The organism is Xanthobacter nonsaccharivorans, from assembly GCF_043194755.2.
Classification (GTDB): Bacteria; Pseudomonadota; Alphaproteobacteria; order Rhizobiales; family Xanthobacteraceae; genus Xanthobacter; species Xanthobacter autotrophicus_G.
The window spans coordinates 1,152,592-1,176,353 of the sequence record NZ_CM195526.1 but is presented as its reverse complement, the minus strand read 5'-3'; the positions used below and the strand labels follow the sequence as shown (position 1 = coordinate 1,176,353).

Genomic DNA, 23,762 nt, shown 5'->3' with positions numbered 1-23,762 from the left:
GCAATCGAAAACACAGGAGGATCTGCCATGAAGGTTTGCATCTACGGGGCCGGGGCGATCGGTGGCTATCTCGGCGTCGCACTGGCGCAAGCCGGGGCCGAGGTGAGCCTGGTGGCCCGGGGCGGCCATCTGGAGGCGATGCAGACCAATGGCGTGAAGCTCCTCATCAACGGCGAGGAGCGCGTGGCCAGGGTGCGCGCCACCGACAACCCCCAGGAGCTGGGCCCGCAGGACTATGTGTTCATCGCCCTCAAGGCCCATTCCGTGCCGGGCGTGGTGGACAAGATGCGCCCCCTCATCGGCGACAACACCTCCATCGTCACCGCCGTGAACGGCGTGCCCTACTGGTATTTCTACAAGCACGGCGGCGCCCTGGAGAACCGGACGCTGGCCACCATCGATCCGAACGGCAAGCAGTGGGAGGTGTTCGGACCGGAACGCGCCATCGGCTGCATCGTCTATCCCGCCACCGAGGTGGTGGCGCCGGGTGTCATCCAGCACATGTATGGTGACAAGTTCCCCATCGGCGAGCCCTCGGGCGAGATCACCCCGCGCGTCACCGCGCTCAGCCAGCTGATGGAGAAGGGCGGCCTGCGCGCGCCGGTGATGACCAACATCCGCGACGAGCTGTGGCTGAAGCTGTGGGGCAACCTCTGCTTCAACCCCATCAGCGCCCTCACCCACGCCACCCTGGAGGTGATCGCCGCCGATCCCGGCACCCGCGCCGTGGCCCGGTCCATGATGCTGGAGGCTCAGGCCATCGCCGAGAAGCTGGGGGTGAAGTTCCGCGTGGACGTGGAGCGCCGCATCAATGGCGCCGGCGCCGTGGGCGCGCACAAGACCTCCATGCTCCAGGACCTCGAGCGCGACCGCCCCATGGAGATCGACCCGCTGGTGAGTGTCGTCCAGGAAATGGGCCGCATGCTCGACCTGCCGACCCCCACCCTCGACGTGGTGCTGGCCCTGGTGCGCCAGCGGGCCGCCACGGCCGGCCTTGGCGAAATCCTCTCCGTGCCGCCGGTGACCGCGGCCGACCTGGAGCCCCAGAAGAAGCGCGCGGCGAACTGAGATTCGCCCATAGGCCCTCCTGCGGGAGGGCCGTTACGCTTCATTAGCCATATGCAAAAACGAAACGGCCGGGACATGCCCGGCCGTTTCGTTGTCTGAACCTTCATGGTGCCTGCGGCGCCTCTCACAGGCACCCGGCCGCGAGGCGTGCTCAGTCCGCCTGCTCCAGCGCCCGCGCGGCGAGCGGCGAGGTGGACGCATCCGGCTGGCTGGCGTTCAGCGCCATCCCGGTCAGCACATAGCCGAGAACCAGGGCAGCAAACACAGCGATTCTCTTGAACATACTCATCCCCTGACATCGCGTCGCGGCACGAACCGGAACGGACCCAGCACCCTTTCAGAACGCAGGCGGGGTTCTACACCTTCCGCGCCGCATCAAGGCTGAATGCAATAGTCAGCATCGGTTCATAAAGGCTGAACGGAACGGATTTCCGTGCGTTCCCCGCCCGAAGGTGGGGCGGCGCCAGAGGCCCCGGCCGTTCTGCAACCGGGGCGTCGCCCCGCGCGACTCGGCTGCAGCGATGCAGGTATTACACCCGCCAGAACGGTGTGTCTGTGTCCGGCGAGTCACACGGCACGGCCATGTGGGCAGTGCGGTAAACAGAGTATGGACGGCATCGTCCGGGAAGCGCAGAAGACCGCCCTGAACCCTCGCCGAAGCTGGAAGCGCCGGCATCCCCGCCCCTGGCAGCCCCCTTCTTCGCAAAGCACAAGGTCCCCATGCTCCGCAAGCTCTACGACTGGATCATCGCCTATTCCGCGAAGCCGTCCGCGCCGTGGGCCCTGGCCCTCGTGTCGTTCGCGGAGAGCTCGGTGTTCCCGGTGCCGCCGGACGTGCTGCAGGTGCCCATGACGCTGGCGCGCCCCGACAAGGCCTGGCGCTATGCGCTCATCGCCACCGTCGCCTCGGTGCTGGGCGGCCTGGTGGGCTACGCCATCGGCGCGCTGCTTTATGAGAGCGTGGGCAAGTTCCTGATCGACCTCTACGGCTACGGCGCGAAGGTGGACCAGTTCCGGGCCGCCTACGCCCATTACGGCCACTGGGTGATCCTGCTGAAGGGCCTCACGCCCATCCCCTACAAGCTGGTGACGATCACCTCGGGCTTCGCCCAATACAATCTGTTCTGGTTCGTGGTGCTCTCGATCATCACCCGCGGCGCGCGCTTCTTCCTGCTCGCGGCGTTGCTGCACCATTTCGGCTCATCCGCGCGCGAGTTCATCGAGAAGCGGCTGGGCCTCGTCACCCTCGGGCTGCTGGCGGTGGTGGTGCTGGGCCTGATGGCCGCCGTCTACCTCGTCTGAGCCGTCCGCCGCCCCTTGGGGCGGCGGACCCTTGCATCCTCAGTTCGCGGTCTTGGGCTTGGACAAGACGGATGCCGTCCCGGCGGAGGCGGAGCCTGGGGTCGTCCCGGTGCCCGCCTTGCGGTTGACCGGCCCCCGGGAGGCTGTCGGTGCAGGATTGGCCTGCGCCTCCTGCGAGACCACCGGCTTGGCCGACGCATCGACCGGGGACGCGGGCGCGCTCGTTGTCGCGGCGGGCGGCGCGGCAACCGAGGGAGTCTGCGCGGAGGGGGCAGCGCTGGCCGGCGCGGTCGCCTGAGGCGCGGCCGGAGAGGCCGAAGGTGACACGGCAGAGGGCGAGGCCGCGGGCGGTGTTCCGGGCGCAGCCGGGACCGCACCGGGCGCCGGCACATCGCCGGGTGCCGGCGTCACCGCCGCCACCGACGCTTCGGGCGGGCGGGACGGCGGCATCGGCGCGCCTGGTGCAGGGTTAGGCGCAAGGCGCGCCACCGGAGGCGCCGCGCTGCGAGGCTGAGCTGAGGGCGGTGCCTGCCGGTGCGGCTGCGGCGAAGGCACCGCGATGGTCGGGCCGCCATTGACGCTGCGGGCACTCAGCACCCGGCCCGTGGCCGCGTTGATGCGGAGCATGACGGGCCCCTCCTCGTCCGCCGCGGCCACCACGTAGGTGCCCCCCGCGAGACGGGGGACCGAGACCCGCCAATAGCCCATGCCGCGCACGATGTTCATGATCTCGCGCGGCGCGAGGATGGGATAGCGCGGCACCCGGGAGGGCACCTGGCCACCGTAATAGCCCGGCGGCGGGCCGTAGGGCTCCTCATAGATGAGAACCTGGGCCGAGGCTGCCGCAGGGATGAGGACAGCGCCCAGAAAAAGGGCAGAAACGGCGAGGCGAAGGGGCCGGGCGAGGATGTGCGACATGGTCACGTCTCGGGCGATCGGTGCGCGTGCGGGTGAGTCTGCCGCACTAGAGCCCGCCAATGCGGCGGCGGTGGGACCGCATTCGGTCCGCCCCACGACCGCTGGAGCCCGCCCGCCCCTGCCGGCCGGGGCTGCGGCGCCGAAACGCCATTGCGCATAAAGGCCCGGAGCCGTACCGTTCTTGCGTCCATTGCCGGCTGGACGCAACTTTTCATCACGTTGACCACATCCGCGCCATTGAGACGCTTGTGAGGCTGCCTCTTTTCTGGCATCTTCCCAGAGATAGGGAAACCGTGCTTCCCTATCTCCTGCATCGATGGCCCAGGGTGCGCGCACGCGTGGCCGCCTTCCGGATCGACCGGTTGAGCGACGACCCGCGCGCGCAGAGCAAGCGCGCCATGCGAGGCGGGACGTGTGGTGCAAAAGTTGCAGCGCCGGGGGCGGCTCCGCTACAGCGGGCAAGGGAGACGTGTGCTCCGCCGCGACGGAGCGCGCGTGAGAACGGGAAAGGGTGGCAGGTCCTCGACCGCCGCCGACTGGCTAGAGAAGGAACTGGAAGATGGCAGCGCATGATCGCAAGGATGGCTTGAACGGACGCGAGGCCCTGAGCACCGCCGCCGTGAAAGACACGGCGATCGTCGGCCGTCCGGAACCGTCCGGCCTGTTCGACCCGGCGCACGAGCGGGACGCCTGCGGCGTCGGCTTCATCGCCGACATCAAGGGCCGCAAGTCCCACCGCATCATCCAGGACGGCATCAACATCCTGCTCAACCTCGAGCATCGCGGCGCCGTGGGCGCGGACCCGCGCGCCGGCGACGGCGCGGGCATGCTGGTGCAGATCCCGCACAAGTTCTTCGCGAAGGAGGCCGCGCGCCTCGGCTTCGAGCTGCCCGAGCCGGGGCAGTATTCCGTCGGCCACATCTTCATGCCGCGCGACGCGGAAGGTGAGCAGATGGTGCGCGCCACTTACGAGCGCGTTGTGGCGGAGGAAGGCCTTTCCCTGATCGGCTGGCGCGACGTGCCCACCGACAATTCCTCCCTCGGCGTCAGCGTGCTGCCGACCGAGCCCAAGCACGTGCAGATTTTCATCGGCCGCGGCGATTTCGCGGGCGACGAGGATGGCTTCGAGCGTCGCCTGTTCGTGCTGCGCAAGGTGATCTCCAACACCGTCTATAATGCGAAGGACCCGCGCACCGCCGGCTACTATCCGGTGTCGCTGTCCTGCCGCACGCTGGTCTACAAGGGCATGTTCCTGGCCGACCAGCTGGGCGCCTATTATCCGGACCTGCACGATCCGGACTTCGAGAGCGCGCTCGCCCTGGTGCACCAGCGCTTCTCCACCAACACCTTCCCCGCCTGGCCGCTGGCCCACCCCTACCGGATGGTGGCGCACAACGGCGAGATCAACACCCTGCGCGGCAACGTCAACTGGATGGCGGCCCGGCAGGCCTCGGTGGATTCCGAGCTGTTCGGCGCCGACATCTCCAAGCTCTGGCCCATCTCCTACGAGGGCCAGTCGGACACCGCCTGCTTCGACAACGCGCTCGAATTCCTGGTGCAGGGCGGCTACGCGCTGCCCCACGCGGCCATGATGCTGGTGCCCGAGGCCTGGGCGGGCAATCCGCTCATGGATGAGGAGCGGCGCGCCTTCTACGAGTACCACGCCTCCCTCATGGAGCCGTGGGACGGTCCCGCCGCCATCGTCGCCACCGACGGCCGCCAGATCGTCGCGACGCTGGACCGCAACGGCCTGCGCCCCGCCCGCTATATGGTGACGAGCGACGACACCATCGTGCTCGCCTCGGAAATGGGCGTGCTCACGCTGCCGGAGGAGAAGATCGTCACCAAGTGGCGCCTCCAGCCCGGCAAGATGCTGCTGGTGGACCTTGAGGAAGGCCGCCTCGTCCCCGACGAGGAGATCAAGACCACCCTCGCCCGCGCCAATCCCTACAAGGAATGGCTGAAGCACACCCAGCTGGTGCTGGAGGACCTGCGCCCCGTGGAGGCGCGCGAGGTGCGCACCGACGTGTCACTGCTCGATCGCCAGCAGGCCTTCGGCTACAGCCAGGAGGACCTGAAGCTCCTCATGGCCCCCATGGCCATCACCGGCCAGGAGGCCGTGGGCTCCATGGGCACCGACACGCCCATCTCCGTGCTGTCCAACAAGTCGAAGTCGCTGTTCACCTACTTCCAGCAGAACTTCGCCCAGGTGACGAACCCGCCCATCGACCCGATCCGCGAGGAGCTGGTGATGAGCCTCGTCTCCTTCATCGGGCCGCGGCCGAACATCTTCGACCTGGAGGGCACCGCCCGCAGGAAGCGCCTTGAGGTGCGCCAGCCCATCCTCACCAACGAGGACCTGGAGAAGATCCGCTCCATCGGCTTCATGGAGGAGCGGTTCGACACCCGCACCCTCGACATCACCTACCCCTCCGACAAGGGCGCGGCGGGCCTGGAGGATGCCGTCGAGCGGCTGTGCGAGCGCGCCGAGGCGGCCGTGCACGGCGGCTACAACATCATCATCCTGTCCGACCGCATGATCGGCCCGGACCGCATCCCGATCCCGGCGCTGCTCGCCACCGCGGCCGTGCACCACCACCTCATCCGCAAGGGCCTCAGGACCTCGGTGGGCCTGGTGGTGGAGACCGGCGAGGCGCGCGAGGTGCACCACTTCGCCTGCCTCGCGGGCTATGGCGCCGAGGCCATCAACCCCTATCTCGCCTTCGAGACCCTGCTCTCCATGAAGGACGAGATCCCGGAGGAGGTGGACGACAAGGAGATCGTCAAGCGCTTCATCAAGTCCATCGACAAGGGGCTGCTGAAGGTGATGTCCAAGATGGGCATCTCCACCTACCAGTCCTATTGCGGCGCGCAGATCTTCGATGCGGTCGGCCTCTCCTCGGAGCTGGTCAGCAAGTACTTCTTCGGCACCGCCACCACCATCGAGGGCGTGGGACTTTCCGAGATCGCCGAGGAGACGGTGCGCCGTCACACCATGGCCTTCTCGGACAACCCCATCTTCCGCATGGCGCTCGACGTGGGCGGCGAGTATGCCTACCGCATGCGCGGCGAGGACCATGCCTGGTCGCCGGAGACGGTGGCCGAGCTCCAGCACGCCGTGCGCGGCAACGCCCGGGACAAGTACCGGGCCTTCGCCTCCATGATCAACAACGAGGACAGGCGCCTGCTCACGGTGCGCTCGCTGTTCCGGATCAAGGATGCGCAGGAGATCGGCCAGGCCAGCGTTGACCTCGCGCAGGTGGAGCCCGCCACGGAGATCGTGAAGCGCTTCGTCACCGGCGCCATGTCGTTTGGCTCCATCTCGCGGGAGGCGCACACCACCCTCGCCATCGCCATGAACCGGATCGGCGGCAAGTCGAACACCGGCGAGGGCGGCGAGGAGCCGGAGCGCTTCAAGCCCCTGCCCAACGGCGACAGCATGCGCTCGGCCATCAAGCAGGTGGCCTCCGGCCGCTTCGGCGTGACGGCGGAGTACCTCGTCAACTCCGACGTGATGCAGATCAAGGTCGCGCAGGGCGCCAAGCCCGGCGAGGGCGGGCAGCTGCCCGGCCACAAGGTGGACGCGGTGATCGCCAAGGTGCGCCACTCCACCCCGGGGGTCGGCCTCATTTCCCCGCCGCCGCACCATGACATCTATTCCATCGAGGATCTGGCGCAGCTCATCTACGACCTCAAGAACGTGAACCCGGACGCGGACGTGTCGGTGAAGCTCGTCTCCGAGGTGGGCGTGGGCACGGTGGCGGCCGGCGTCGCCAAGGCGCGCGCCGACCACATCACCATCTCCGGCTTCGAGGGCGGCACGGGCGCATCCCCGCTCACCTCCATCAAGCATGCCGGCTCGCCGTGGGAGATGGGCCTCGCCGAGACCCAGCAGACGCTGGTTGCGAACCGCCTGCGCTCGCGCGTCGCCCTCCAGGTGGACGGCGGCCTGCGCACCGGCCGGGACGTGATCATCGGCGCCCTGCTCGGGGCGGACGAGTTCGCCTTCTCCACCGCGCCGCTGATCGCGGCCGGCTGCATCATGATGCGCAAGTGCCACCTCAACACCTGCCCGGTGGGGGTCGCCACCCAGGATCCGGTGCTGCGCAAGCGCTTCAAGGGCACGCCCGAGCACGTGATCAACTACTTCTTCTTCATCGCCGAAGAGGTGCGGGAGATCATGGCTTCCCTCGGCTTCCGCAAGCTGGAGGAGATGGTGGGTCGCGCCGACGTGCTCGACCAGAAGGCCGCCATCGACCACTGGAAGGCCAAGGGGCTCGACTTCTCGCGCATCTTCGCCGTGCCGCAGGTTCCGGCCGACGTGGGCATCCGCCACACCGAGCGCCAGCACCACCCCATCGAGAAGGTGCTCGACCGCACCCTCATCGAGAAGGCGGCGCCGGCCCTGGAGCGCGGCGAGAAGGTGGTCATCGAGACGCCGATCCGCTCGGTGGACCGCTCTGCCGGCGCCATGCTCTCCGGCGCGGTGGCCAAGCGCTACGGCGGCGCCGGCCTGCCTGACGACACCATCCACGTCACCCTTTCGGGCACCGCCGGCCAGGCGTTCGGCGCCTTCCTCGCGACCGGCGTCACCTTCGACCTCGTGGGCGAAGCCAACGACTATGTGGGCAAGGGCCTGTCGGGCGGGCGCATCATCGTGCGGCCGCCGGCCCATTCGGCCATCGTGCCGGAGAACTCCATCATCGTCGGCAACACGGTGATGTACGGGGCCACCGAGGGCGAATGCTACTTCCGGGGCATCGCCGGCGAGCGCTTCGCGGTGCGCAATTCAGGGGCAATCGCCGTCGTGGAAGGCACCGGCGACCACGGCTGCGAGTACATGACAGGCGGCATCGTGGTGGTGATCGGCCCCACGGGGCGCAATTTCGCGGCCGGCATGTCCGGCGGCGTCGCCTATGTGCTCGACGAGGACAAGAGCTTCGCCAAGCGCTGCAACCTGTCCATGGTGGACCTGGAACCCGTGGAGGAGGAGGAGGACCTGCTGGAGCGCCTCCACCACCACGGCGGCGACCTGGAGTTCAAGGGCCGCATCGACGTGCAGGGCGACATGTCCCGGCACGACGAGGAGCGCTTGCACCAGCTCATCGCCAAGCACCTGCACCACACAGGCTCGGCGCGGGCGCAGATGATCCTCGACAACTGGGCCGAGTATCGCTCCAAATTCGTGAAGGTGATGCCGGTGGAATACCGCCGGGCGCTTCGCGACATGGAGAAGCGCCGCGGCCTCCAGGCGGCGGAGTAGACACATCCCGGCGGCGCCCTCCCCCGCCTGCGGGAGAGGGCGCCCGGATGGCATGCCCGGCTCGGACGGGCGCGCAGGTCAGGCGCGCGAATTCCGAGTCCTCAAGCTGGAACAATTCTTGTAATGGAGCACGTGGTGCGGCACGCGGAATGAGGCGGTGCGCGCGGCGGTTCCCTCAACAGGTTCGCCTACGAGGTTTTTTTATGGGCAAGGTCACGGGTTTTCTGGAGATCGACCGGCGGGAGCAGAAGTATCAGCCCGCTTCCGACCGCATTCGTCATTTCCGCGAGTTCACGCTGCCGCTCCCCGACGCCGAGGTGACCAACCAGGCGGCGCGCTGCATGGATTGCGGCGTCCCCTTCTGCCATGGGCCGAATGGCTGCCCGGTCCACAACCAGATCCCCGACTGGAACGACCTCGTCTATCGCGACGAGTGGGAGGAAGCTGCGCGCAACCTCCATTCCACCAACAATTTCCCGGAGTTCACCGGCCGCGTGTGCCCCGCCCCGTGCGAGGAGGCCTGCACCCTGAACCTCGAGGACATGCCGGTCACCATCAAGACAGTGGAGCAGGCCATCGCCGACAAGGCGTGGAAGAAGGGCTGGATCAAGCCCGAGCCGGCCGCCGTGAAGACCGGCAAGAAGGTGGCCGTCGTCGGCTCCGGGCCGGCGGGCCTCGCCGCCGCCCAGCAGCTCGCCCGCGCCGGCCATGACGTGCATGTCTACGAGCGCGAGCCCAAGGCCGGCGGCCTGCTGCGCTATGGCATCCCCGACTTCAAGATGGAGAAGCACCACATCGACCGCCGCGTGAAGCAGATGGAGGCGGAAGGTGTGACGTTCCATTACGGCGAGAACATCGGCGTCACCCGCCCGATCCAGGAGCTGCTGGACGGCCACGACGCGGTGCTGCTCGCCGGCGGCTCCGAGGCCCCGCGGGATCCCCAGCTGCCCGGCCAGGAGATGGAAGGCGTGCACTTCGCCATGCCCTATCTCGTGCAATCCAACCGCCGCGAGGGCGACGAGCAGATCCACGAGGTTCCGGTCCTCTCCGGTGGCAAGCATGTGGTGGTGGTGGGCGGCGGCGATACTGCGTCCGACTGCGTCGGCACCGCCTTCCGGCAGGGGGCGCTTTCCGTCACCCAGCTCGACATCCGCCCGGTGCCTCCCATGAAGGAGGACAAGCTGGCGGTGTGGCCCTATTGGCCCACCAAGTTCCGCACCTCTTCCTCCCAGGCCGAGGGCGCCGAGCGCGAGTTCGCCTGCGCCACCCTGGGCATCGAGGGCCGCAACGGCCACGTCACCGGCGTGAAGTGCGCCCGCGTGGACCAGAAGCGCCAGCCCATCCAGGGCACCGAGTTCGTGCTGCGGGCCGATCTCGTGTTCCTCGCCATCGGCTTCGCCCACCCGCTCTTCCAGGGTCTCGTGGAGCAATCCGGCGCGGCGCTGGACAAGCGCGGTAACGTGCAGGCGGACGACCTTGCCTACGCCACCTCGGTGCCGAAGCTCTATGCGGCGGGCGACATGCGGCGCGGCCAGTCCCTGGTGGTCTGGGCGATCCGCGAGGGCCGCCAGGCCGCCCATGCCATCGACAAGGACCTGATGGGCGCGACCACGCTGCCGCGCTGACCGCGGTCGCGTCGCTGCGCTGAGACAGAAGGGCGGCCCCTGCGGGCCGCCTTTTTTACGTCTCGACGAGACCCGTGGTGTCGCCGGAAGCCGCGGAATCCACGCGGCCGTGAGGCTTCGCCAGATATTCGCCGGAGCGCATCTCGTGGATGCGGGAGACGGTGCGGGCGAACTCGAACGCCTCCGCCCCGTCCGTGCCGAGATAGAGCCGGTCCGGCTCCGCGGCAGCGGAGGCCACCAGCTTCACGTTGGCATCGTAGAGCGTGTCGATCAGCGAAATGAAGCGCTTGGCCTCGTTGCGCTGGTCCGGCCCCAGGATGGGGATGTGTTCCACGATGATGGTGTGGAACATGCGGGCGAGGCTGAGGTAGTCCGGGTTCGGCCCCAGCGCCGCCTCGCACAGGTTGGCGAAGGAGAAGCGCGCCGCACCGTTGGCCATGGCGGGAATGGCGAGCCTGCGGCCCTTCAGCAGGATCTCGCTGGGCATCCCGCCGCCCGGCCCGGCAAGCCGCCGCCACGCCACGTTCACCGCCTCGTCGGCCGCCGGACCGAGGGGGGTGTGCCAGGTGGAGACGCCTTCCAGCTTCTCCATGCGGTAGTCGGTGCGGGAATCCAGCGTCATCACCTGCATCCGCCCCTCGATCATGCCGATGAACGGCAGGAAGAGCGCGCGGTTGAGGCCGCCGGCATAGAGGTCCTGCGGCGCCACGTTGGAGGTCGCCACCACCACCACGCCGTCGGCGAACAGCTTCTCGAACAGCCGGCCGAGGATCATCGCATCGGCGATGTCGGTCACGTGGAATTCGTCGAAACACAGGAGCTTCGCTTCGTCGGCGAGCGCCGCCGCCACCGGGGCGATCGGATCGGCGGCCTTTCGGCTTCCCTCCTTCTGGGCCTGCCGCTCGCGGAAGATGCGTTCGTGGACATCGCCCATGAATTCGTGGAAGTGGGCGCGCCGCTTCCCCTTGGGCGGCAGCGCGTCATAGAAGAGGTCCATGAGCATGGTCTTGCCCCGGCCCACCCTGCCGTAGACATACATGCCCCTGGGCGCCACCGGCGCGCGGCGCTGGAACAGCCAGCCCAGCGCCGAGGATTTCTGCGCCAGCGCCCGTTGCCGCAGCTCCATCTCCAGGCGGGCGAACTCCTCCACCACGGCCGCCTGCGCCGGGTCTTCCGAAATCTCGCCTGCCGCGAGCTTGGCCGCATAAAGTTCCGTGACCCGCGCCGTCGTCTCACCCACCATCAAACGGTCCCCGCTCGATCCGGCGTGGCGCCGGCCTTGATGCTGCACCGCTTAGATCAGATCCGCGCAAAGTTGAAGCGTTGCCACGCCCGCTGGGGGGCGGGGGATGGCCCGCGCGATCGGCGGGCATCGCCTTCCCCTCGCCCAAATCGGAGCGCGGATGGGCGCGCCGCGGATCCGAAGGGCAGCCGTCGCGGCGCCATTGCGTGCTGGACAAGAGCGCGGAACCATAAGATCAGGCTTGCAGCGAGGCCAAGGAAGGTTGACCCCGTCGATGGAGCCCCCCTCCCCCATCCCTGTACGCCGTCCTGTGCCCCTTGCCGGGCGGATCAAGGCCTGGCTCGCCGACCACGACCCCGGGGGCGTCGACACCACGCGGGCGCTGCACCTCGGCGTGTCGTTCGTCATCGTCATCCTTGCGGGCTATGCCACCTCCTCCGGCTTCCGGCTGGGCATGGATGTCACCTTCCCCATGATGGCGGGCTGCGCCGCGCTGGTGATGATCAGCTTCAACCCCGCCGCGAGCGTGAAGGTCGAGGCACGCACCATGGCGCGCCTGTTCGGCCTTTCGGTTGTCTTCCTCGCCCTGCTCACCGCAGTGGGCCCCGGCGAGGGGGCGGCCAACAACATGGTGCAGAAGCTGCTCCTCATCCCCCTGTCCTTCACCGCCCTGGTGCTGCGCCGCTACGGCATGGACGGGCAGCGGGCGGGCCTCGCCCTCATCGTGGTGGCGACGGTGGGCACCATCATCCGCCCGACGCGGATCGAGGCCGCCCTGCTGCTGCTCGCCTTCTGCCAGGGCGCCATGGTGGCGGCGGCGGTGCGGCTGTCGCCCTGGCGGCCCTCCGCCGTCCATGCCTTCGTGGAAACCACCCTCGACCTGCAAACTGCGGTGGCGGGCTTCCTGCGCGAGCTGTCGGAGGCGGTGCGGCAGGGCCAGGCCTTCCCTGAGGAGACCGCCGACCAGCTGGAGGCCCTGCGCGGGCGCATCTGGAGCGCCCTCGCCAATGCCACCGCCGAGGACCCCGGCGCCCATGCGGATTTCGAGCTGCTGCGGGTGCGCTTCTATCGCCTGCGCGTGGCGGTGCAGCTGCTGGCGGGCTGCGTGCCCCAGGGCGCGCCCAACACACCGGACTGGCGCCACCCCTTCGCCGCCGCAGCCGACCACATTGCCCGCCGGCTGGAATCGGTGGACGTCTCCGACGTGCATGCGGAAGAACGGTTCGAGCGCGCGGTGGCGCGGCTGCGGGAGGTGGCCTTCGCGCCGGAGCTTCCCGCCTCGGCGCGTTTCGCCCTGCTGCGGGCGCTGACCGCCTTCGACCGGCTGTCCCTGCTCGTCACCGGCATCGCCGCCGCCGAGCTCGCGCCCTTCCCGCCCCCGCATGCGGACAGCGAGGAGGCCCCCCCGCCGCCGCCGCGCACCATCCCCTTCCGGGTGCCGGGGCCGGACGGCAAGCCCATGCTCTCCGCTCCGCTCAAGGTGGCGCTGCAGGGCGCCGTCGCCACGGCCGCCACCACCGCCCTGGACCTGGTGGTGCAGCTCGACCATGCCTACTGGGCGACGATGACGGTCATGTTCGTCATCGGCAACAGCGTGGGCGAAACCTACATGCGGGTGCGCTACCGCACGGTGGGCACGCTCATCGGCGTGGGGGTGGGCATCGGCATGTTCCTGGCGCTGGGCGAGCACATCTGGCTGCTCGCCGCCTTCTGCATGGGCGCGCAGATGGTCGCCCTGGTGACGCAGAAGGACCGCTACGACGTGGCCTCCGCAGCCGTGGGCCTCTCGGTGGTGCTGGGACTGCACATCATCTCCGGCCTCGGCCCGGAGGGCATGGTGGCGCGCATCTACGAGACCGCCATCGGCGCCGGCATCGCCCTGGTGGTGTCCTACGTGGTGCTGCCGGTCTATCTCACCGAGCAGGTGCGGCCGGAGGTGCGGCGCCTGCTGACGCGCTGCCGAACCGCCTTTTCCTCCTGGTGGCCCCATTCCGGGGAGCGCTCCTCCGTCGCGCCACTGGTGCAGGACGTGCGGCTGCTGGGGGCGCGCCTGCCGCAGCTCGGCGCCGAATCCGTCTTCGGCCATTCGGCGGGGGACGTGGCCAACATCGTCTCCACCCTCGACGTGCTCATCACCTATCTCGCCCTCATGGAAGACGTCTCCCACCGCCTCGCCGCCGCGGGGGGGAAGGAGGAGGTGATGGCGGTGGTGGAGGCGGCGCGCTCGCGCACCCTCACCGGTTTCGAGGTTGTGCTGGGTGAAGCGGGCGCGGGCAGCGCGGATGCCGCCACGCCGGCGGTGGATGCCGCCGTCTCCACCGTCCTCGGTCTCGCGGACGACACGGCGGTGAAGGAGGTGTTGCCGCTGGTGGCCGACTATCTCGCCTATTCGGACGCGGTGCTGCGGCCGCTGCGCGAGCTGCGGCAGGCGCTCAAGGACAATACGCCGTGGCGCAAGGAGGATGTCATCGCCGCCGGCGCCGTCGCGCCGTCCGGCCGCAAGGGCTGAGACGCATCACCCGCCCGGCGCCGGCCGGAGACGGGGCCGCAGGACCTCAGATGGCCAGCGGCCTGAAATGCTTGGAGAGCTTCAGCCCCTGCCCTTGGTAATGGGAGCGCATGTCGGCGCCGTAGAGGGTAGTGGGGCGCCCGGCCATCCGCTCATAGACGAGCCGGCCCACCATCTGCCCGTGCTCCAGGATGAAGGGCACCTCCCGCGAGCGCACCTCCAGCACGGCGCGGGCACCGCGTCCGCCGGCGGCGGCATCGCCGAAGCCGGGATCGAAGAAGCCGGCGTAATGCACCCGGAACTCGCCCACCAGCGGATCGAACGGCACCATCTCCGCCGCATAGTCCGGCGGAACGTGCACCGCCTCCCGCGAGGCGAGGATGTAGAAGGCATCCGGATCGAGCACGAGCCGCGCGGCGCGGCCCTCCCGGACGCGGATGGGCTCCCAGAAGTCCTCCACGTCGAGGGCGCCCACCTCGTCCACGTCGACGACACCCGTATGCTTCTTGGCGCGGAAGCCGAGGAGGCCGCCCAGCGCATCCCCCGCCAGATCGACGCCCAGGGCGATGCCCCCTGCCGCCACGTCCGGGCTCGACGCATCCACCAGGCATTCGGCGGACTGGAGGGTGAGCAGTTCCAGGTCCGACAGGCGGGCGACGCCGCGGCGGAACCGCGCCTGCGACAGACGCGAGCCGGTGCGCACCAGGATCGGAAAGGTGCGCGGCGAGATTTCCAGATAGAGAGGGCCGTTGTAGCCGGCGGGAATGGTGTCGAACGCCCGCGCCCCATCGGTGATGACGCGCACGAACACGTCGAGCCGGCCGGTGGAGCTCTTGGGGTTGGCCGCGGCGGCGAGGTCCGCCGGCAGCTTCATGCGCTCGAACAGCTCCACCAGATAGACGCAGCCAGTCTCCAGAACCGCGCCCTTGGTGAGATCGAAATCGTGCAGCGCCAGGTCTTCGAGCCGGTCCTTGACCGACACGCCCGCGCCCGGCAGGAAGCTCGCGCGAATGCGCCACGCGGTCTTGCCCAGCCTCAGGTCCAGGCTCGCGGGCTGGATCTGGTCGTCGTCCAGCGCCTTGCGGCAGGAAATGGCTCCCGACGCCTTCAGCGCCGCGATGGCCTCGGCGGGCAGGATCCCGGGCTTCAGATGCTCGCTCGCACGCACCGACATATCCGCTTTCCCGTCCTTTTTGTTCGCTTTACCGGACGAAACCCTTGACGCCAAGGGGAGGCCGGGAGTTAACTGCCTTGTGCCTGTGGTGAATTTGAGCCGGCCGGCTTGCAGCCACGTTAAAGAACCATGCTAAAAGGCCGGGGACGATGAGACGGGGAGCCCGCACGCGCCGGACGGCGGCTGTAGGCATCCACACGCCTGATCCCCTCGGCCTCCTCCGGAGACCGTCATGTCCGCGGCATCCAAGCCTGCCTCCAGCCCTTCTCCCTCCCGCTTCGTCCCGAAGGACCCCCTTACACTCCACCCGGAGACGCGCCTAGTCCATGGCGGGACCACGCGCTCGCCGTTCGGGGAGACGTCCGAGGCGCTCTATCTCACCCAGGGCTTCGTCTACGACAATGCCGAATCGTGCGAGGCACGCTTCAAGGGCGAGGATCCGGGCTTCGTCTATTCCCGCTATTCCAACCCCACCACCGCCATGTTCGAGGAGCGCATGGCGCTGCTCGAAGGGGCGGAGGCTGCCCGCGCCACCGCCTCCGGCATGGCGGCGGTGAATGCCGCTCTGCTCTGCCAGCTCTCGGCCGGCGACCATGTGGTCGCGGCGCGGGCCCTGTTCGGCTCCTGCCGCTGGATCCTGGAGGACTTCCTGCCCCGCTTCGGCGTCGAGACGACGCTGGTGGACGGCAAGGACCTTTCCGCCTGGCAGGCCGCGGCGCGGCCGAACACCAAGATCTTCTTCCTGGAGAGCCCCACCAACCCGACGCTTGAGCTGATCGACATCGCCGCGGTGGCGCAGATCGCCCATGCGGCGGGGGCGCGCCTCGTGGTGGACAACGTGTTCGCCACCCCCCTCCTCCAGCACCCCTTCGAGCTGGGCGCGGACGTGGTGGTCTATTCCACCACCAAGCACGTGGACGGTCAGGGCCGCTGCCTCGGCGGCGCCATCCTCTCCTCCCAGCAGTTCGTCACCGACCACCTGCAGACCTTCCTGCGGCAGACCGGCCCCTCCATCTCCCCCTTCAACGCCTGGATCATGCTGAAGGGGCTGGAGACGCTGGCCCTGCGCGTGGAGCGCATGCAGGCGAGCGCCGCCAGGGTGGCGGACGCCCTCGCCGCCTTCGGCAAGGTGGAGAAGGTGATCTACCCCGGCCGCGACGACCATCCCCAGGCCGAGCTCGCCCGCCGGCAGATGAAGGGCGGCGGCACGCTGGTGACCTTCGTGGTGGAGGGCGGCAAGGAGGGGGCCTTCCGCTTCGCCAACGCGCTGGGGCTCATCCGCATCTCCAACAATCTCGGCGACGCCAAGAGCCTGCTGACCCATCCGGCCACCACGACGCACCAGCGCTTCACCCCCGAGGCGCGGGCGGAGATGGGCATTTCCGACGGGCTGCTTCGCCTTTCGGTCGGCCTCGAACACCCCGACGACCTGATCGCGGACCTTGCGGCCGGTGCGGAAGCCTTGTGAGGCAAGGCTTCCGCACGCGCGACGGCAGGGCCTGTTGCGCGCGGGCGGCAACGCGGGTTCACTAGTGCCGTGGGAGCATTTTCTCCCGCGGTGAGGGGAGCTCGAGCGGGTATGTACCGCGCCATCACACGGAATATTCAGGTGACCGCGACGCCGCGTTACGTGGCCGAGCGGTCGGAGCCCGACCAGGGCCGTTATTTTTGGGCATATACCATCGAAGTGGCCAATTTGGGCCAGGAGACCGTGCAGCTGAAGGGCCGCCACTGGATCATCACCGACGCCAACGGCCGCACCGAGGAGGTGTACGGCGCCGGCGTGGTGGGGGAGGAGCCCCTCCTACCCCCGGGCGGCAGGTTCGAATATACGAGCGGCGTCCCGCTCAACACCGCCACGGGAATCATGTGCGGCCACTATGAGATGAAGACCGAACAGGGCGAGACCTTCTCCATCGAGATCCCGGCCTTCTCGCTCGACGTGCCGGATGCGCGGCGCGTGCTGAACTGACCCCCCGCATGAGAGGAGGAGCCATGCACGCGCGCATTCCCAAGGTGGAGGCAGAGGCCGTTTCGGTGCTCAGCCTGCGCCCGGTGGCGACGACGCTCGGCATCCTCCTCTCCATTCTCGGCGCCGCCATGCTGGCGCCGGCGGCGGTGGATTTCGCCGCCCGCTCCGGCGGCCAGGGCGCCTTCGTCGGCGGAGCGGCCATCACCATCTTCGTGGGCGTGCTCCTGTGGATGTCCGGCCGCGGCGCCACCATGGGCAAGCTGGACCTGCGGCAGGCCTTCCTGCTCACCACCTCCGCCTGGGTGGTGCTCTCCATCTTCGCCGCTCTGCCGCTGATGTGGGGGCACGCGCGCCTGTCCTTCACCGGCGCCATGTTCGAGAGCATGTCCGGCCTCACCACCACCGGGGCGAGCGTCATGTCGGGGCTGGACGCCATGTCCCCCGGCATCCTCCTGTGGCGGGCGCTGCTGCATTGGTTCGGCGGCATCGGCATCATCGCCATCGCCATCGCGGTCATGCCGGTGCTCTCGGTGGGCGGCATGCAGCTGTTCCGCACCGAATCCTCCGACAAGTCGGAGAAGTTCCTGCCGCGGGCGGGGGCAATCGCGAAAAGGCTGCTCATCGCCTATGTGGGGCTCACCTTGGCGTGCGCCCTCGCCTTCATCGCTGCCGGGCTCGGCCCGTTCGACGCGGTGACCATCGCCATGTCGACCCTGTCCAGCGGCGGCTTTGCCAATTCGGACCAGTCGATCACCGTCTTCTCCAAGCCGGCGGTGGACTATGTCGCCACCGTCTTCATGCTGGTCGCCGCCCTGCCATTTCCCCTCTATGTGCGGGCCATGGGCGGGGATGCGCGGCGGCTGTTCACCAATCCGGAGGTCCGCCTGTTCCTCGCCATCGTGGCGGTGTTCACGGCGCTGTCCTTCCTCCAGCTCACCCTGCAGGGGGTCGCCTCCGGCGAGACGGCGTTCCGCTGGGCGCTGTTCACGGTGGCCTCCATCATCTCCACCACCGGCTTCATGGCGGCGGACTACACCAACTGGGGCGCCTTTTCCGACACGCTGTTCTTCGTGCTGATGTTCGTGGGCGGCTGCACTGGCTCCACCTCCGGCGGCATCAAGGCGCTGCGCATCGCCATCACCGGCAAGGCGATCCGCCAGCACCTGAAGCGCATCTCGTTCCGGTCCGGGATGTTCCCCCTGCGCTATGGCGGCGCGCCGGTCCCGGATGACGTGGTCACCTCGGTGCTGTCGTTCGTCTACATCTTCATCCTCACCTTCCTCATCGTCGGCGCGGCGCTGAGCGTGATGGGGCTGGACTTGCGCACCGCCTTCTCCGCAGCCATCGCCTGCCTCGCCAACATCGGGCCCGGCCTCGGTCCGATCATCGGACCCGCGTCCAATTACGCCGGCCTGCCGGACGCCGCCTTGTGGCTGCTCACCGCCACCATGCTGCTGGGGCGGCTGGAGATCCTCACCGTGCTGGTGCTGTTCCTGCCGCGCTTCTGGAGGCGCTGAGGCGCGCGCCTCGGGCCCGCTGCAGGCCAAGTCCACGCCCGGGCCCGCGCGGCGCCAGAGCAAGACCCATCAAAAGTGCGCCATGTACCCGCCGTCCACGGCCAGCACGTGGCCGGTGACATAGGACGCCGCTGGCGAGGCCAGGAACACCGCCGCCCCGGCGACCTCGTCCGGCCGCCCCCAGCGGCCGAGGGAGGTGCGGCGCGACAGCCACTCGCCCACCGCCTGGTCGCGGGAGAGCTCCGCATTGGGTTCGGTGAGGAAATAGCCGGGGGCGATGGCATTCACGGTGATGCCGTGCGGCCCGAGGTCGGCGGCGAGAGCCCGGGTCAGCGCCTCCAGCCCGCCCTTGGCCGTCGTGTAGGCGGCATCCCCCGCCCGGGACAGCGGCCCGGCGATGGAGGTGATGTTGATGATGCGCCCGCCCGCCCCGCGCCCCACCATGCCCCGCGCCACCGCCCGCGTGAGATGCGCGGGCGCGAGGAGATCCAGCTCGAGCAGCCGGCGGAAATCGGCGTCCTCCATGTCGAGGAAGCCGCGCCGGTCCCGCGCGCCGGCATTGTTCACGAGGATATGGATGGGCGGCGCGGCGGCGATGGCCCGGGTCACTGCCTCGGCATCGAACACGTCGAGCACAAAAGGCTCGGCCTTTCCGCCCCGGTGATGAATGGCGGTGACCGCCTTGCCGAGGCGACCCGCGTCGCGCCCGTTCACCAGCACATGCGCGCCCGCCACCGCCAGCCCGGCGGCGATCTCGAAGCCGAGGCCGGCCACCGAGCCGGTGACGAGGGCCGTCTGGCCCTCCAGCGAAAAGGGATGGATCACGCTACAGGCCTCCGGACGACGCGAAGGCCCCTTCCCTACCTCCGGACTGGCCGCGAGGCCAAGGGGCAGGACAAGCCGGGCCGAGGTCAGGCCAGGAGATAACCCAGCAGCGCGCCGCAGATGGCGCCGAGGAATAGCCCGCCGTCGTGGAGCGCGAGGGCAACGCGGCTCGGCGTGCCCGCCCGATAGATCCAGGCGGTGGCGCCCACGGTGGCGATGGACCAGCCGGCACCCACGCAGATGAGCGCAGCGGTGATGGTCTCCGGCGTGCCGAGGCGCTGCAGCGGAACGCCCAGCGCCACCAGCAGGGCGCCGGACACGGCAATGGCCACCGCGGGCACCTTGTCCCCGATGAAAGCGAGGGGCACGGCAGGCGCATACATGGCCGCCACATGCAGGGCAATGAAGCCGAATACCGCCGCCCCGCCGATGCCGCAGCCCACCAGCGCCAGCGGTGCGCCGGACATGACCGCGTTCATCCCGAACCAGGCCGCGCCGCCCACCAGCGTCGGCCACAGGATGGCGGAGAGGGGCGCCGTGGCCCGGGGACGGAACTGCGTGGTGGGATCGGCCGCCAGCGTCACCGCGACCCCGAGCGAGCAGGTGTGGGCCAGCGCCGCCAGCAGCGCCGCGCCCACCAGGAAGAAGGGCGCCACCAGCTGCTCCGCAAAGCTCGCCAGCGTCGGCCCGGCAAGCGCTGCGAGCACGCCGCCCGCCAGCACTCCGGCGGTGGCGGCTGCGGGGCGCCCGCTCGCGGCCGCAGCCTCATGCCGGTAGAAGAAGGAGAAGCCCTGCGCCATCCCCAGCCACAGCGCGCCGAGGCAGGCCCAGGCGAACTGCCGCTGGATCAGCGCCGCCGCCAGCAGCGCCCCGCCGGCGATGCCGAGCGAGGCCCCGAGCGCGAAGCCCGTGCGGCGTCCGAAGGCATCCCGCAGGAACGAAGCCGGGAAAGAGGAAAGTGCCGCGCCGAGCAGCATGGCCGCGAACGGCCAGGTGACGAGGTCCGGCCGCGGCGCGAGCTGCGCGCCGGCCAGCGGCAATGCGGCCGAGGCCACCGTCTGCGCCAGCACGGCGAAGGCGAAGCCCATGGCCAAGCCGAAGGTGGAGACCGGACGGGCTCCGTTGTCATTGGCCGGCGCGTCGAGCTGCGGGTCGCACACGCAAACGAGCATGCCTGCGCGCGGCTCCGGGGCGGGCACGGCGCGTCTCATGACTTGGCGGGACCTTTCGGGGCGGGGTCCGGGGGCAGGTCATCGTCGGACAGCACGCGCACCGCGGCACCGTCGAGGTCGTCATATTGCCCGCTCTTCAGGCTCCACAGAAAGGCTAGGAGCCCGCCGAGCCCGAGCATGAGCGCAAGCGGAAGAAGATAGACGAGGACGTTCACGCGACCGCCTCCTCCAGGGTTTGGACCGAGCTGCCGGCGTCAGCCGCCTCATCCATGCGCCCCGGGCGCGCGGCGCGCAAGGCGTTCACGGTCACAAGAATGGAAGAGCCGGACATGGCCAGCGCAGCGATCAGCGGCGTGACGAAGCCGGCAATGGCCAGCGGCACAGCGATCACGTTGTAGAGCACGGCGAGCGCCAGATTCTGCCGGATGAGCCGCGACGCGACGCGCGCCCCATCCACTGCCGCGAGGACAGGGGCCAGGCGCCTGCCGAGGAAAACCGCATCCGCATGGGCCTGCGTCACCGCCGCGCCCGTGGCGGGGGAGAGGGAGACGGAGGCGGCAGCGAGGGCGGGCGCATCGTTCAGCCCGTCGCCCACCATCAGCACGCGGCGGCCCTCGGCCTTCAGCCGATCGAGCACAGCGATCTTGTCCGCCGGCTTCAGGCCCGCGTCCGCATGGGCGATGCCGAGGGCGGCCGCCACCGGCGCCACCGCGCCGGCGCGGTCGCCGGAGAGGATGCGCACTTCGAGGCCGCGGGCCTTCAGGGCCTCCACGATCTCGCCGGCATCAGGGCGAAGGGCCTGCTCCACGCCCATCACCAGCGTCTGCGCCCCGCAGCGGAAGGCAATGAGGGAGGCGCCCTCCGGCAAGCCAGCCGGCAGCTCGGTGCCGCAGAAGGCGAGGCTGCCGAGGCGGACGGTCGCGCCCTCCACGGTGGCTTCCACGCCCTGCCCGCTCACTTCGCTCACGCCCTCGATGGCCGGGCCGTCGGCGTGCCGGGCCACCACGCGGGCCAGCGGATGGCGACTGGAAAGGGCGAGGCGCCCCGCAAGGCCCACCAGCGTGCGGTCCGCATCCCGCGGCAGGGCCAGCGCCGGCTCGGGCAGGGTGAGGGTGCCGGTCTTGTCGAACACCACGGTGTCCACCGTCGCAAGGCGCTCCAGCATGTCGCCGGCATTGATGAGGAGGCCGGCGCGGAACAGGCGGCCCGTGGCCGTCACTTGCACCGCCGGCACGGCCAGCGCCAGCGCGCAGGGGCAGGTGATGATGAGCACCGCCACCGCGATCATGACCGATTCGTGGAGACCCGCCCCGGCCAGCAGCCAGCCGATGGCCGAGACGAGGGCCGTCAGGTGGACCATCGGCGCGTAGAGCCGTGCCACCCGGTCGGCGAGGCGCACATAGGCGCCCTTCTGCGCCAGCGCTCCGTCGAGCAGGCGCTGCACGTCGTCCACCAGCGTGTTCTCGCCGCCGGCGGTGACGCGGATGTGCAGCGCGCCCTCCCCGTTGAGGCTGCCGGCATAGACGTGCTCGCCCGCCTTCAGCGGCCGCGGCAGGGTTTCGCCGGTGACAAGGCTCTCATCGATGCTGGACAGGCCCGAGGCGACGACGCCATCGGCGGCGATGCGCTCGCCCGGGGCGACGAGGATGATGTCGCCGGGCTGGAGCGCCTGCACCGGCACCAGAACCGGCACGCCGTCGGCGCCAAGCCGATGGGCCATCTCGCCCCGCAGGGCGGCGATGTTGCCGGCGGTGGCACGGGTGCGCCGACGCGCCTCATGATCGAGATAGCGGCCCGCCAGAAGGAAGAACAGCAGCATGATCGCGCTGTCGAAATACGCGTGGGGCTGGCTCAGCGCCGTCTCCAGCACGCTCATGCCCAGCGCCAGCGTGACGCCGATGGTGATCGGCACGTCCATGTTCAGCCGGCCGGACCGCACGGCGCGGAACGCGCTCTGGAAGAAGGGCTGGCCGGCATAGGCGGCGGCCGGCAGGGCGATGAGGGCCGAGACCCAGTGGAAGAAATCCCGCGTCTCGGGGGTGATGTCGGTGACATTGCCCGACCAGACCGAGACCGAGAGCAGCATGATGTTCATGGCCGCGAAACCGGCGATGCCGAGGCAGCGTAGCAGCCAGCGGGCGTGGCGCGCCTCGCTTTCCTCCGCCCGGCCGGCGAAGGGATGGGCACGGTAGCCGAGCGCCTCCAGCTGGCTCACCACCCGGTCCGGCGAGGTCTCCTCGCGCCAGGCGACGGTGAGGCGGTGGGTGGAATAATTAAGGCGCGCGCGCACAACGCCAGGCAGCGCCTTCACCCCGTCCTCGATCTCCGCGATGCAGGCGGCGCAATCGATGCCGTCGATGGCGAGGCTCATCTGGGACAGCCCGTCCTCGGACTGCCCGACGAAAATGGAATAATCGATTGCCTCGGCCATGGCTCCATCCCGGGGGCTGCCGGGCCCCGCGCGCCTATGCTGCGGGAAAATGCGAACCCGTAAAGAGGAAAGAGTACGACAGGCCGGCCGATGCGACGAACCAGCCGGCCTGATCGTACTCAGTGTTCGGTCGGCACTGGACGGTCGCCGACCGGCAGTCTCGACGCTGCCTCCGGACGCCGGCTGATGCCGATCGCCCGTGCAAGGCCGCTTACGGAAGCTGCACGCGATTCTTGGACCGGAACACCCGCTCTCCGCCTTGCGCAAAATCAATCACAAGGTCCCACTGGCCAGCACCCGCCTCCGCGCGCGCCCGGTAGCGGCCGTCGCCCAGGGGCACGAGGTCGAGATCCACGTCCCGCCGGGCGTCGGTGGGGTGGGAGAGGCGACCGTCCGGCACGAGGCCGGACAGGGGCTTGCCTTCGGCGTCCAGCACCCGGATCACCACCTCGCGGGCGTTGCCGCCCGGCGAGACGAGGTTCACGTTCACGGTCCAGTGCCGCTCGATCTGTCGCTCGGCCGCCGCGTGCTCCGCCGTGAAGGCTAGGCCCGCCTTGTAGGAGCTCTCCGTCTCGACGCCTGCAAAGGTCGACACCGCGTAGCGCGCCATGATGACGTTCACGACGATGACGACGCCGAAGAAGGCGAGGAGGATGAGGAGCACCACGCGGCCCGTCAGCTCGCGCGGGGCGCGTCCCGTGGTTCCGGCCTGGGCCATATGGTCCTTCCCTTCCTTGTCCATG

17 protein-coding genes and 1 riboswitch are annotated in these 23,762 nt (G+C 69.5%); of the genes, 8 read left to right on the top strand and 9 right to left on the bottom strand.

All coding sequences use genetic code 11. The features are described from left to right. Positions 1–27 precede the first annotated feature (27 nt). Positions 28–1,068, top strand: coding sequence for a 2-dehydropantoate 2-reductase (locus V5F59_RS05380; protein WP_393979796.1), 1,041 nt, complete (start codon positions 28–30; stop codon positions 1,066–1,068). A 151-nt stretch (positions 1,069–1,219) separates the two neighbouring features. On the opposite strand, the gene V5F59_RS05375 is transcribed toward V5F59_RS05380, so the two are convergent. Continuing rightward, positions 1,220–1,351: a hypothetical protein gene (locus V5F59_RS05375; protein ID WP_393979798.1), complete on the bottom strand. Its 132-nt coding sequence runs from the start codon at positions 1,349–1,351 to the stop codon at positions 1,220–1,222. A 437-nt stretch (positions 1,352–1,788) separates the two neighbouring features. Here V5F59_RS05375 and V5F59_RS05370 point away from each other — a divergent pair, with 437 nt between their 5' ends. After that, positions 1,789–2,370 (top strand): YqaA family protein, encoded by a 582-nt coding sequence (locus V5F59_RS05370; protein ID WP_393979800.1) that lies wholly within the window; start codon positions 1,789–1,791, stop codon positions 2,368–2,370. Positions 2,371–2,409: 39 nt separating this feature from the next. Here the strand turns inward: V5F59_RS05370 and V5F59_RS05365 are convergent, their stop codons facing one another. Then, a complete protein-coding gene (locus V5F59_RS05365; RefSeq protein WP_393979802.1) occupies positions 2,410–3,288 on the bottom strand; it encodes a hypothetical protein in 879 nt (292 codons plus the stop codon). 559 nt (positions 3,289–3,847) lie between these two features. On the opposite strand from V5F59_RS05365, the gene gltB reads away from it, so the two are divergent. Further along, positions 3,848–8,551 (top strand): glutamate synthase large subunit, encoded by a 4,704-nt coding sequence (gltB, locus tag V5F59_RS05360; protein WP_393979804.1) that lies wholly within the window; start codon positions 3,848–3,850, stop codon positions 8,549–8,551. 203 nt (positions 8,552–8,754) lie between these two features. Continuing rightward, positions 8,755–10,176, top strand: coding sequence for a glutamate synthase subunit beta (locus V5F59_RS05355; protein WP_393979806.1), 1,422 nt, complete (start codon positions 8,755–8,757; stop codon positions 10,174–10,176). A gap of 55 nt (positions 10,177–10,231) precedes the next feature. Here V5F59_RS05355 and zapE read toward each other — a convergent pair whose 3' ends face one another. After that, on the bottom strand, positions 10,232–11,419 hold the full coding sequence (zapE, locus tag V5F59_RS05350; protein WP_393979808.1) for a cell division protein ZapE: 1,188 nt from the start codon (positions 11,417–11,419) through the stop codon (positions 10,232–10,234). Positions 11,420–11,693: 274 nt separating this feature from the next. On the opposite strand from zapE, the gene V5F59_RS05345 reads away from it, so the two are divergent. Next, positions 11,694–13,928, top strand: a complete 2,235-nt coding sequence (locus tag V5F59_RS05345) for an FUSC family protein (RefSeq protein WP_393979810.1) — start codon at positions 11,694–11,696, stop codon at positions 13,926–13,928. A 46-nt stretch (positions 13,929–13,974) separates the two neighbouring features. On the opposite strand, the gene V5F59_RS05340 is transcribed toward V5F59_RS05345, so the two are convergent. Then, positions 13,975–15,102, bottom strand: a complete 1,128-nt coding sequence (locus V5F59_RS05340; protein ID WP_393979812.1) for a 2'-deoxycytidine 5'-triphosphate deaminase — start codon at positions 15,100–15,102, stop codon at positions 13,975–13,977. A 75-nt stretch (positions 15,103–15,177) separates the two neighbouring features. Continuing rightward, a riboswitch (SAM riboswitch) is annotated at positions 15,178–15,258 on the top strand. Between the two features lie 76 nt (positions 15,259–15,334). Between V5F59_RS05340 and V5F59_RS05335 the strand changes: the two genes are divergently transcribed. The 3 genes from V5F59_RS05335 to V5F59_RS05325 all read left to right on the top strand — a co-directional run bounded on the left by V5F59_RS05335 (position 15,335) and on the right by V5F59_RS05325 (position 18,591). Further along, complete coding sequence (locus V5F59_RS05335) at positions 15,335–16,570, top strand: O-succinylhomoserine sulfhydrylase (protein WP_393979814.1); 1,236 nt, start codon at positions 15,335–15,337, stop codon at positions 16,568–16,570. A gap of 111 nt (positions 16,571–16,681) precedes the next feature. After that, positions 16,682–17,074: a Co2+/Mg2+ efflux facilitator ApaG/CorD gene (gene apaG, locus V5F59_RS05330; RefSeq protein ID WP_393979816.1), complete on the top strand. Its 393-nt coding sequence runs from the start codon at positions 16,682–16,684 to the stop codon at positions 17,072–17,074. Positions 17,075–17,097: 23 nt separating this feature from the next. Further along, positions 17,098–18,591, top strand: a complete 1,494-nt coding sequence (locus V5F59_RS05325; protein ID WP_393979818.1) for a TrkH family potassium uptake protein — start codon at positions 17,098–17,100, stop codon at positions 18,589–18,591. A gap of 69 nt (positions 18,592–18,660) precedes the next feature. Here V5F59_RS05325 and V5F59_RS05320 read toward each other — a convergent pair whose 3' ends face one another. The 5 genes from V5F59_RS05320 to V5F59_RS05300 all read right to left on the bottom strand — a co-directional run bounded on the left by V5F59_RS05320 (position 18,661) and on the right by V5F59_RS05300 (position 23,761). Further along, positions 18,661–19,416 carry an SDR family oxidoreductase gene (locus V5F59_RS05320; RefSeq protein ID WP_393979820.1) on the bottom strand — a complete coding sequence of 252 codons (756 nt, stop codon included), beginning with the start codon at positions 19,414–19,416 and terminating at the stop codon, positions 18,661–18,663. Positions 19,417–19,502: 86 nt separating this feature from the next. Then, a complete protein-coding gene (locus V5F59_RS05315) occupies positions 19,503–20,588 on the bottom strand; it encodes an MFS transporter (protein ID WP_393979822.1) in 1,086 nt (361 codons plus the stop codon). Positions 20,589–20,623: 35 nt separating this feature from the next. Continuing rightward, the gene (gene ccoS, locus V5F59_RS05310) at positions 20,624–20,803 is read right to left on the bottom strand and encodes a cbb3-type cytochrome oxidase assembly protein CcoS (protein WP_393979824.1); all 180 of its coding nucleotides are present in this window, start codon (positions 20,801–20,803) and stop codon (positions 20,624–20,626) included. Continuing rightward, the gene (locus tag V5F59_RS05305) at positions 20,800–23,019 is read right to left on the bottom strand and encodes a heavy metal translocating P-type ATPase (RefSeq protein ID WP_393979826.1); all 2,220 of its coding nucleotides are present in this window, start codon (positions 23,017–23,019) and stop codon (positions 20,800–20,802) included. The genes ccoS and V5F59_RS05305 overlap by 4 nt, the downstream gene beginning before the upstream one ends. 211 nt (positions 23,020–23,230) lie before the next feature. Beyond that, positions 23,231–23,761 (bottom strand): FixH family protein, encoded by a 531-nt coding sequence (locus V5F59_RS05300; protein WP_393979828.1) that lies wholly within the window; start codon positions 23,759–23,761, stop codon positions 23,231–23,233. Between the last annotated feature and the right edge of the window lies 1 nt (position 23,762).

What these genes read in the sequence shown, in the direction of transcription:
- V5F59_RS05315 (WP_393979822.1), bottom strand. Translation starts at nt 20,588, where the DNA reads ATGCTCGTTTGCGTGTGCGACCCGCAGCTCGACGCGCCGGCCAATGAC.
- gltB (WP_393979804.1), top strand. Translation starts at nt 3,848, where the DNA reads ATGGCAGCGCATGATCGCAAGGATGGCTTGAACGGACGCGAGGCCCTG.
- V5F59_RS05380 (WP_393979796.1), top strand. Translation starts at nt 28, where the DNA reads ATGAAGGTTTGCATCTACGGGGCCGGGGCGATCGGTGGCTATCTCGGC.
- V5F59_RS05340 (WP_393979812.1), bottom strand. Translation starts at nt 15,102, where the DNA reads ATGTCGGTGCGTGCGAGCGAGCATCTGAAGCCCGGGATCCTGCCCGCC.
- V5F59_RS05300 (WP_393979828.1), bottom strand. Translation starts at nt 23,761, where the DNA reads ATGGACAAGGAAGGGAAGGACCATATGGCCCAGGCCGGAACCACGGGA.
- V5F59_RS05345 (WP_393979810.1), top strand. Translation starts at nt 11,694, where the DNA reads ATGGAGCCCCCCTCCCCCATCCCTGTACGCCGTCCTGTGCCCCTTGCC.
- zapE (WP_393979808.1), bottom strand. Translation starts at nt 11,419, where the DNA reads ATGGTGGGTGAGACGACGGCGCGGGTCACGGAACTTTATGCGGCCAAG.
- apaG (WP_393979816.1), top strand. Translation starts at nt 16,682, where the DNA reads ATGTACCGCGCCATCACACGGAATATTCAGGTGACCGCGACGCCGCGT.
- V5F59_RS05355 (WP_393979806.1), top strand. Translation starts at nt 8,755, where the DNA reads ATGGGCAAGGTCACGGGTTTTCTGGAGATCGACCGGCGGGAGCAGAAG.
- V5F59_RS05305 (WP_393979826.1), bottom strand. Translation starts at nt 23,019, where the DNA reads ATGGCCGAGGCAATCGATTATTCCATTTTCGTCGGGCAGTCCGAGGAC.
- V5F59_RS05370 (WP_393979800.1), top strand. Translation starts at nt 1,789, where the DNA reads ATGCTCCGCAAGCTCTACGACTGGATCATCGCCTATTCCGCGAAGCCG.
- V5F59_RS05325 (WP_393979818.1), top strand. Translation starts at nt 17,098, where the DNA reads ATGCACGCGCGCATTCCCAAGGTGGAGGCAGAGGCCGTTTCGGTGCTC.
- V5F59_RS05365 (WP_393979802.1), bottom strand. Translation starts at nt 3,288, where the DNA reads ATGTCGCACATCCTCGCCCGGCCCCTTCGCCTCGCCGTTTCTGCCCTT.
- V5F59_RS05375 (WP_393979798.1), bottom strand. Translation starts at nt 1,351, where the DNA reads ATGTTCAAGAGAATCGCTGTGTTTGCTGCCCTGGTTCTCGGCTATGTG.
- V5F59_RS05335 (WP_393979814.1), top strand. Translation starts at nt 15,335, where the DNA reads ATGTCCGCGGCATCCAAGCCTGCCTCCAGCCCTTCTCCCTCCCGCTTC.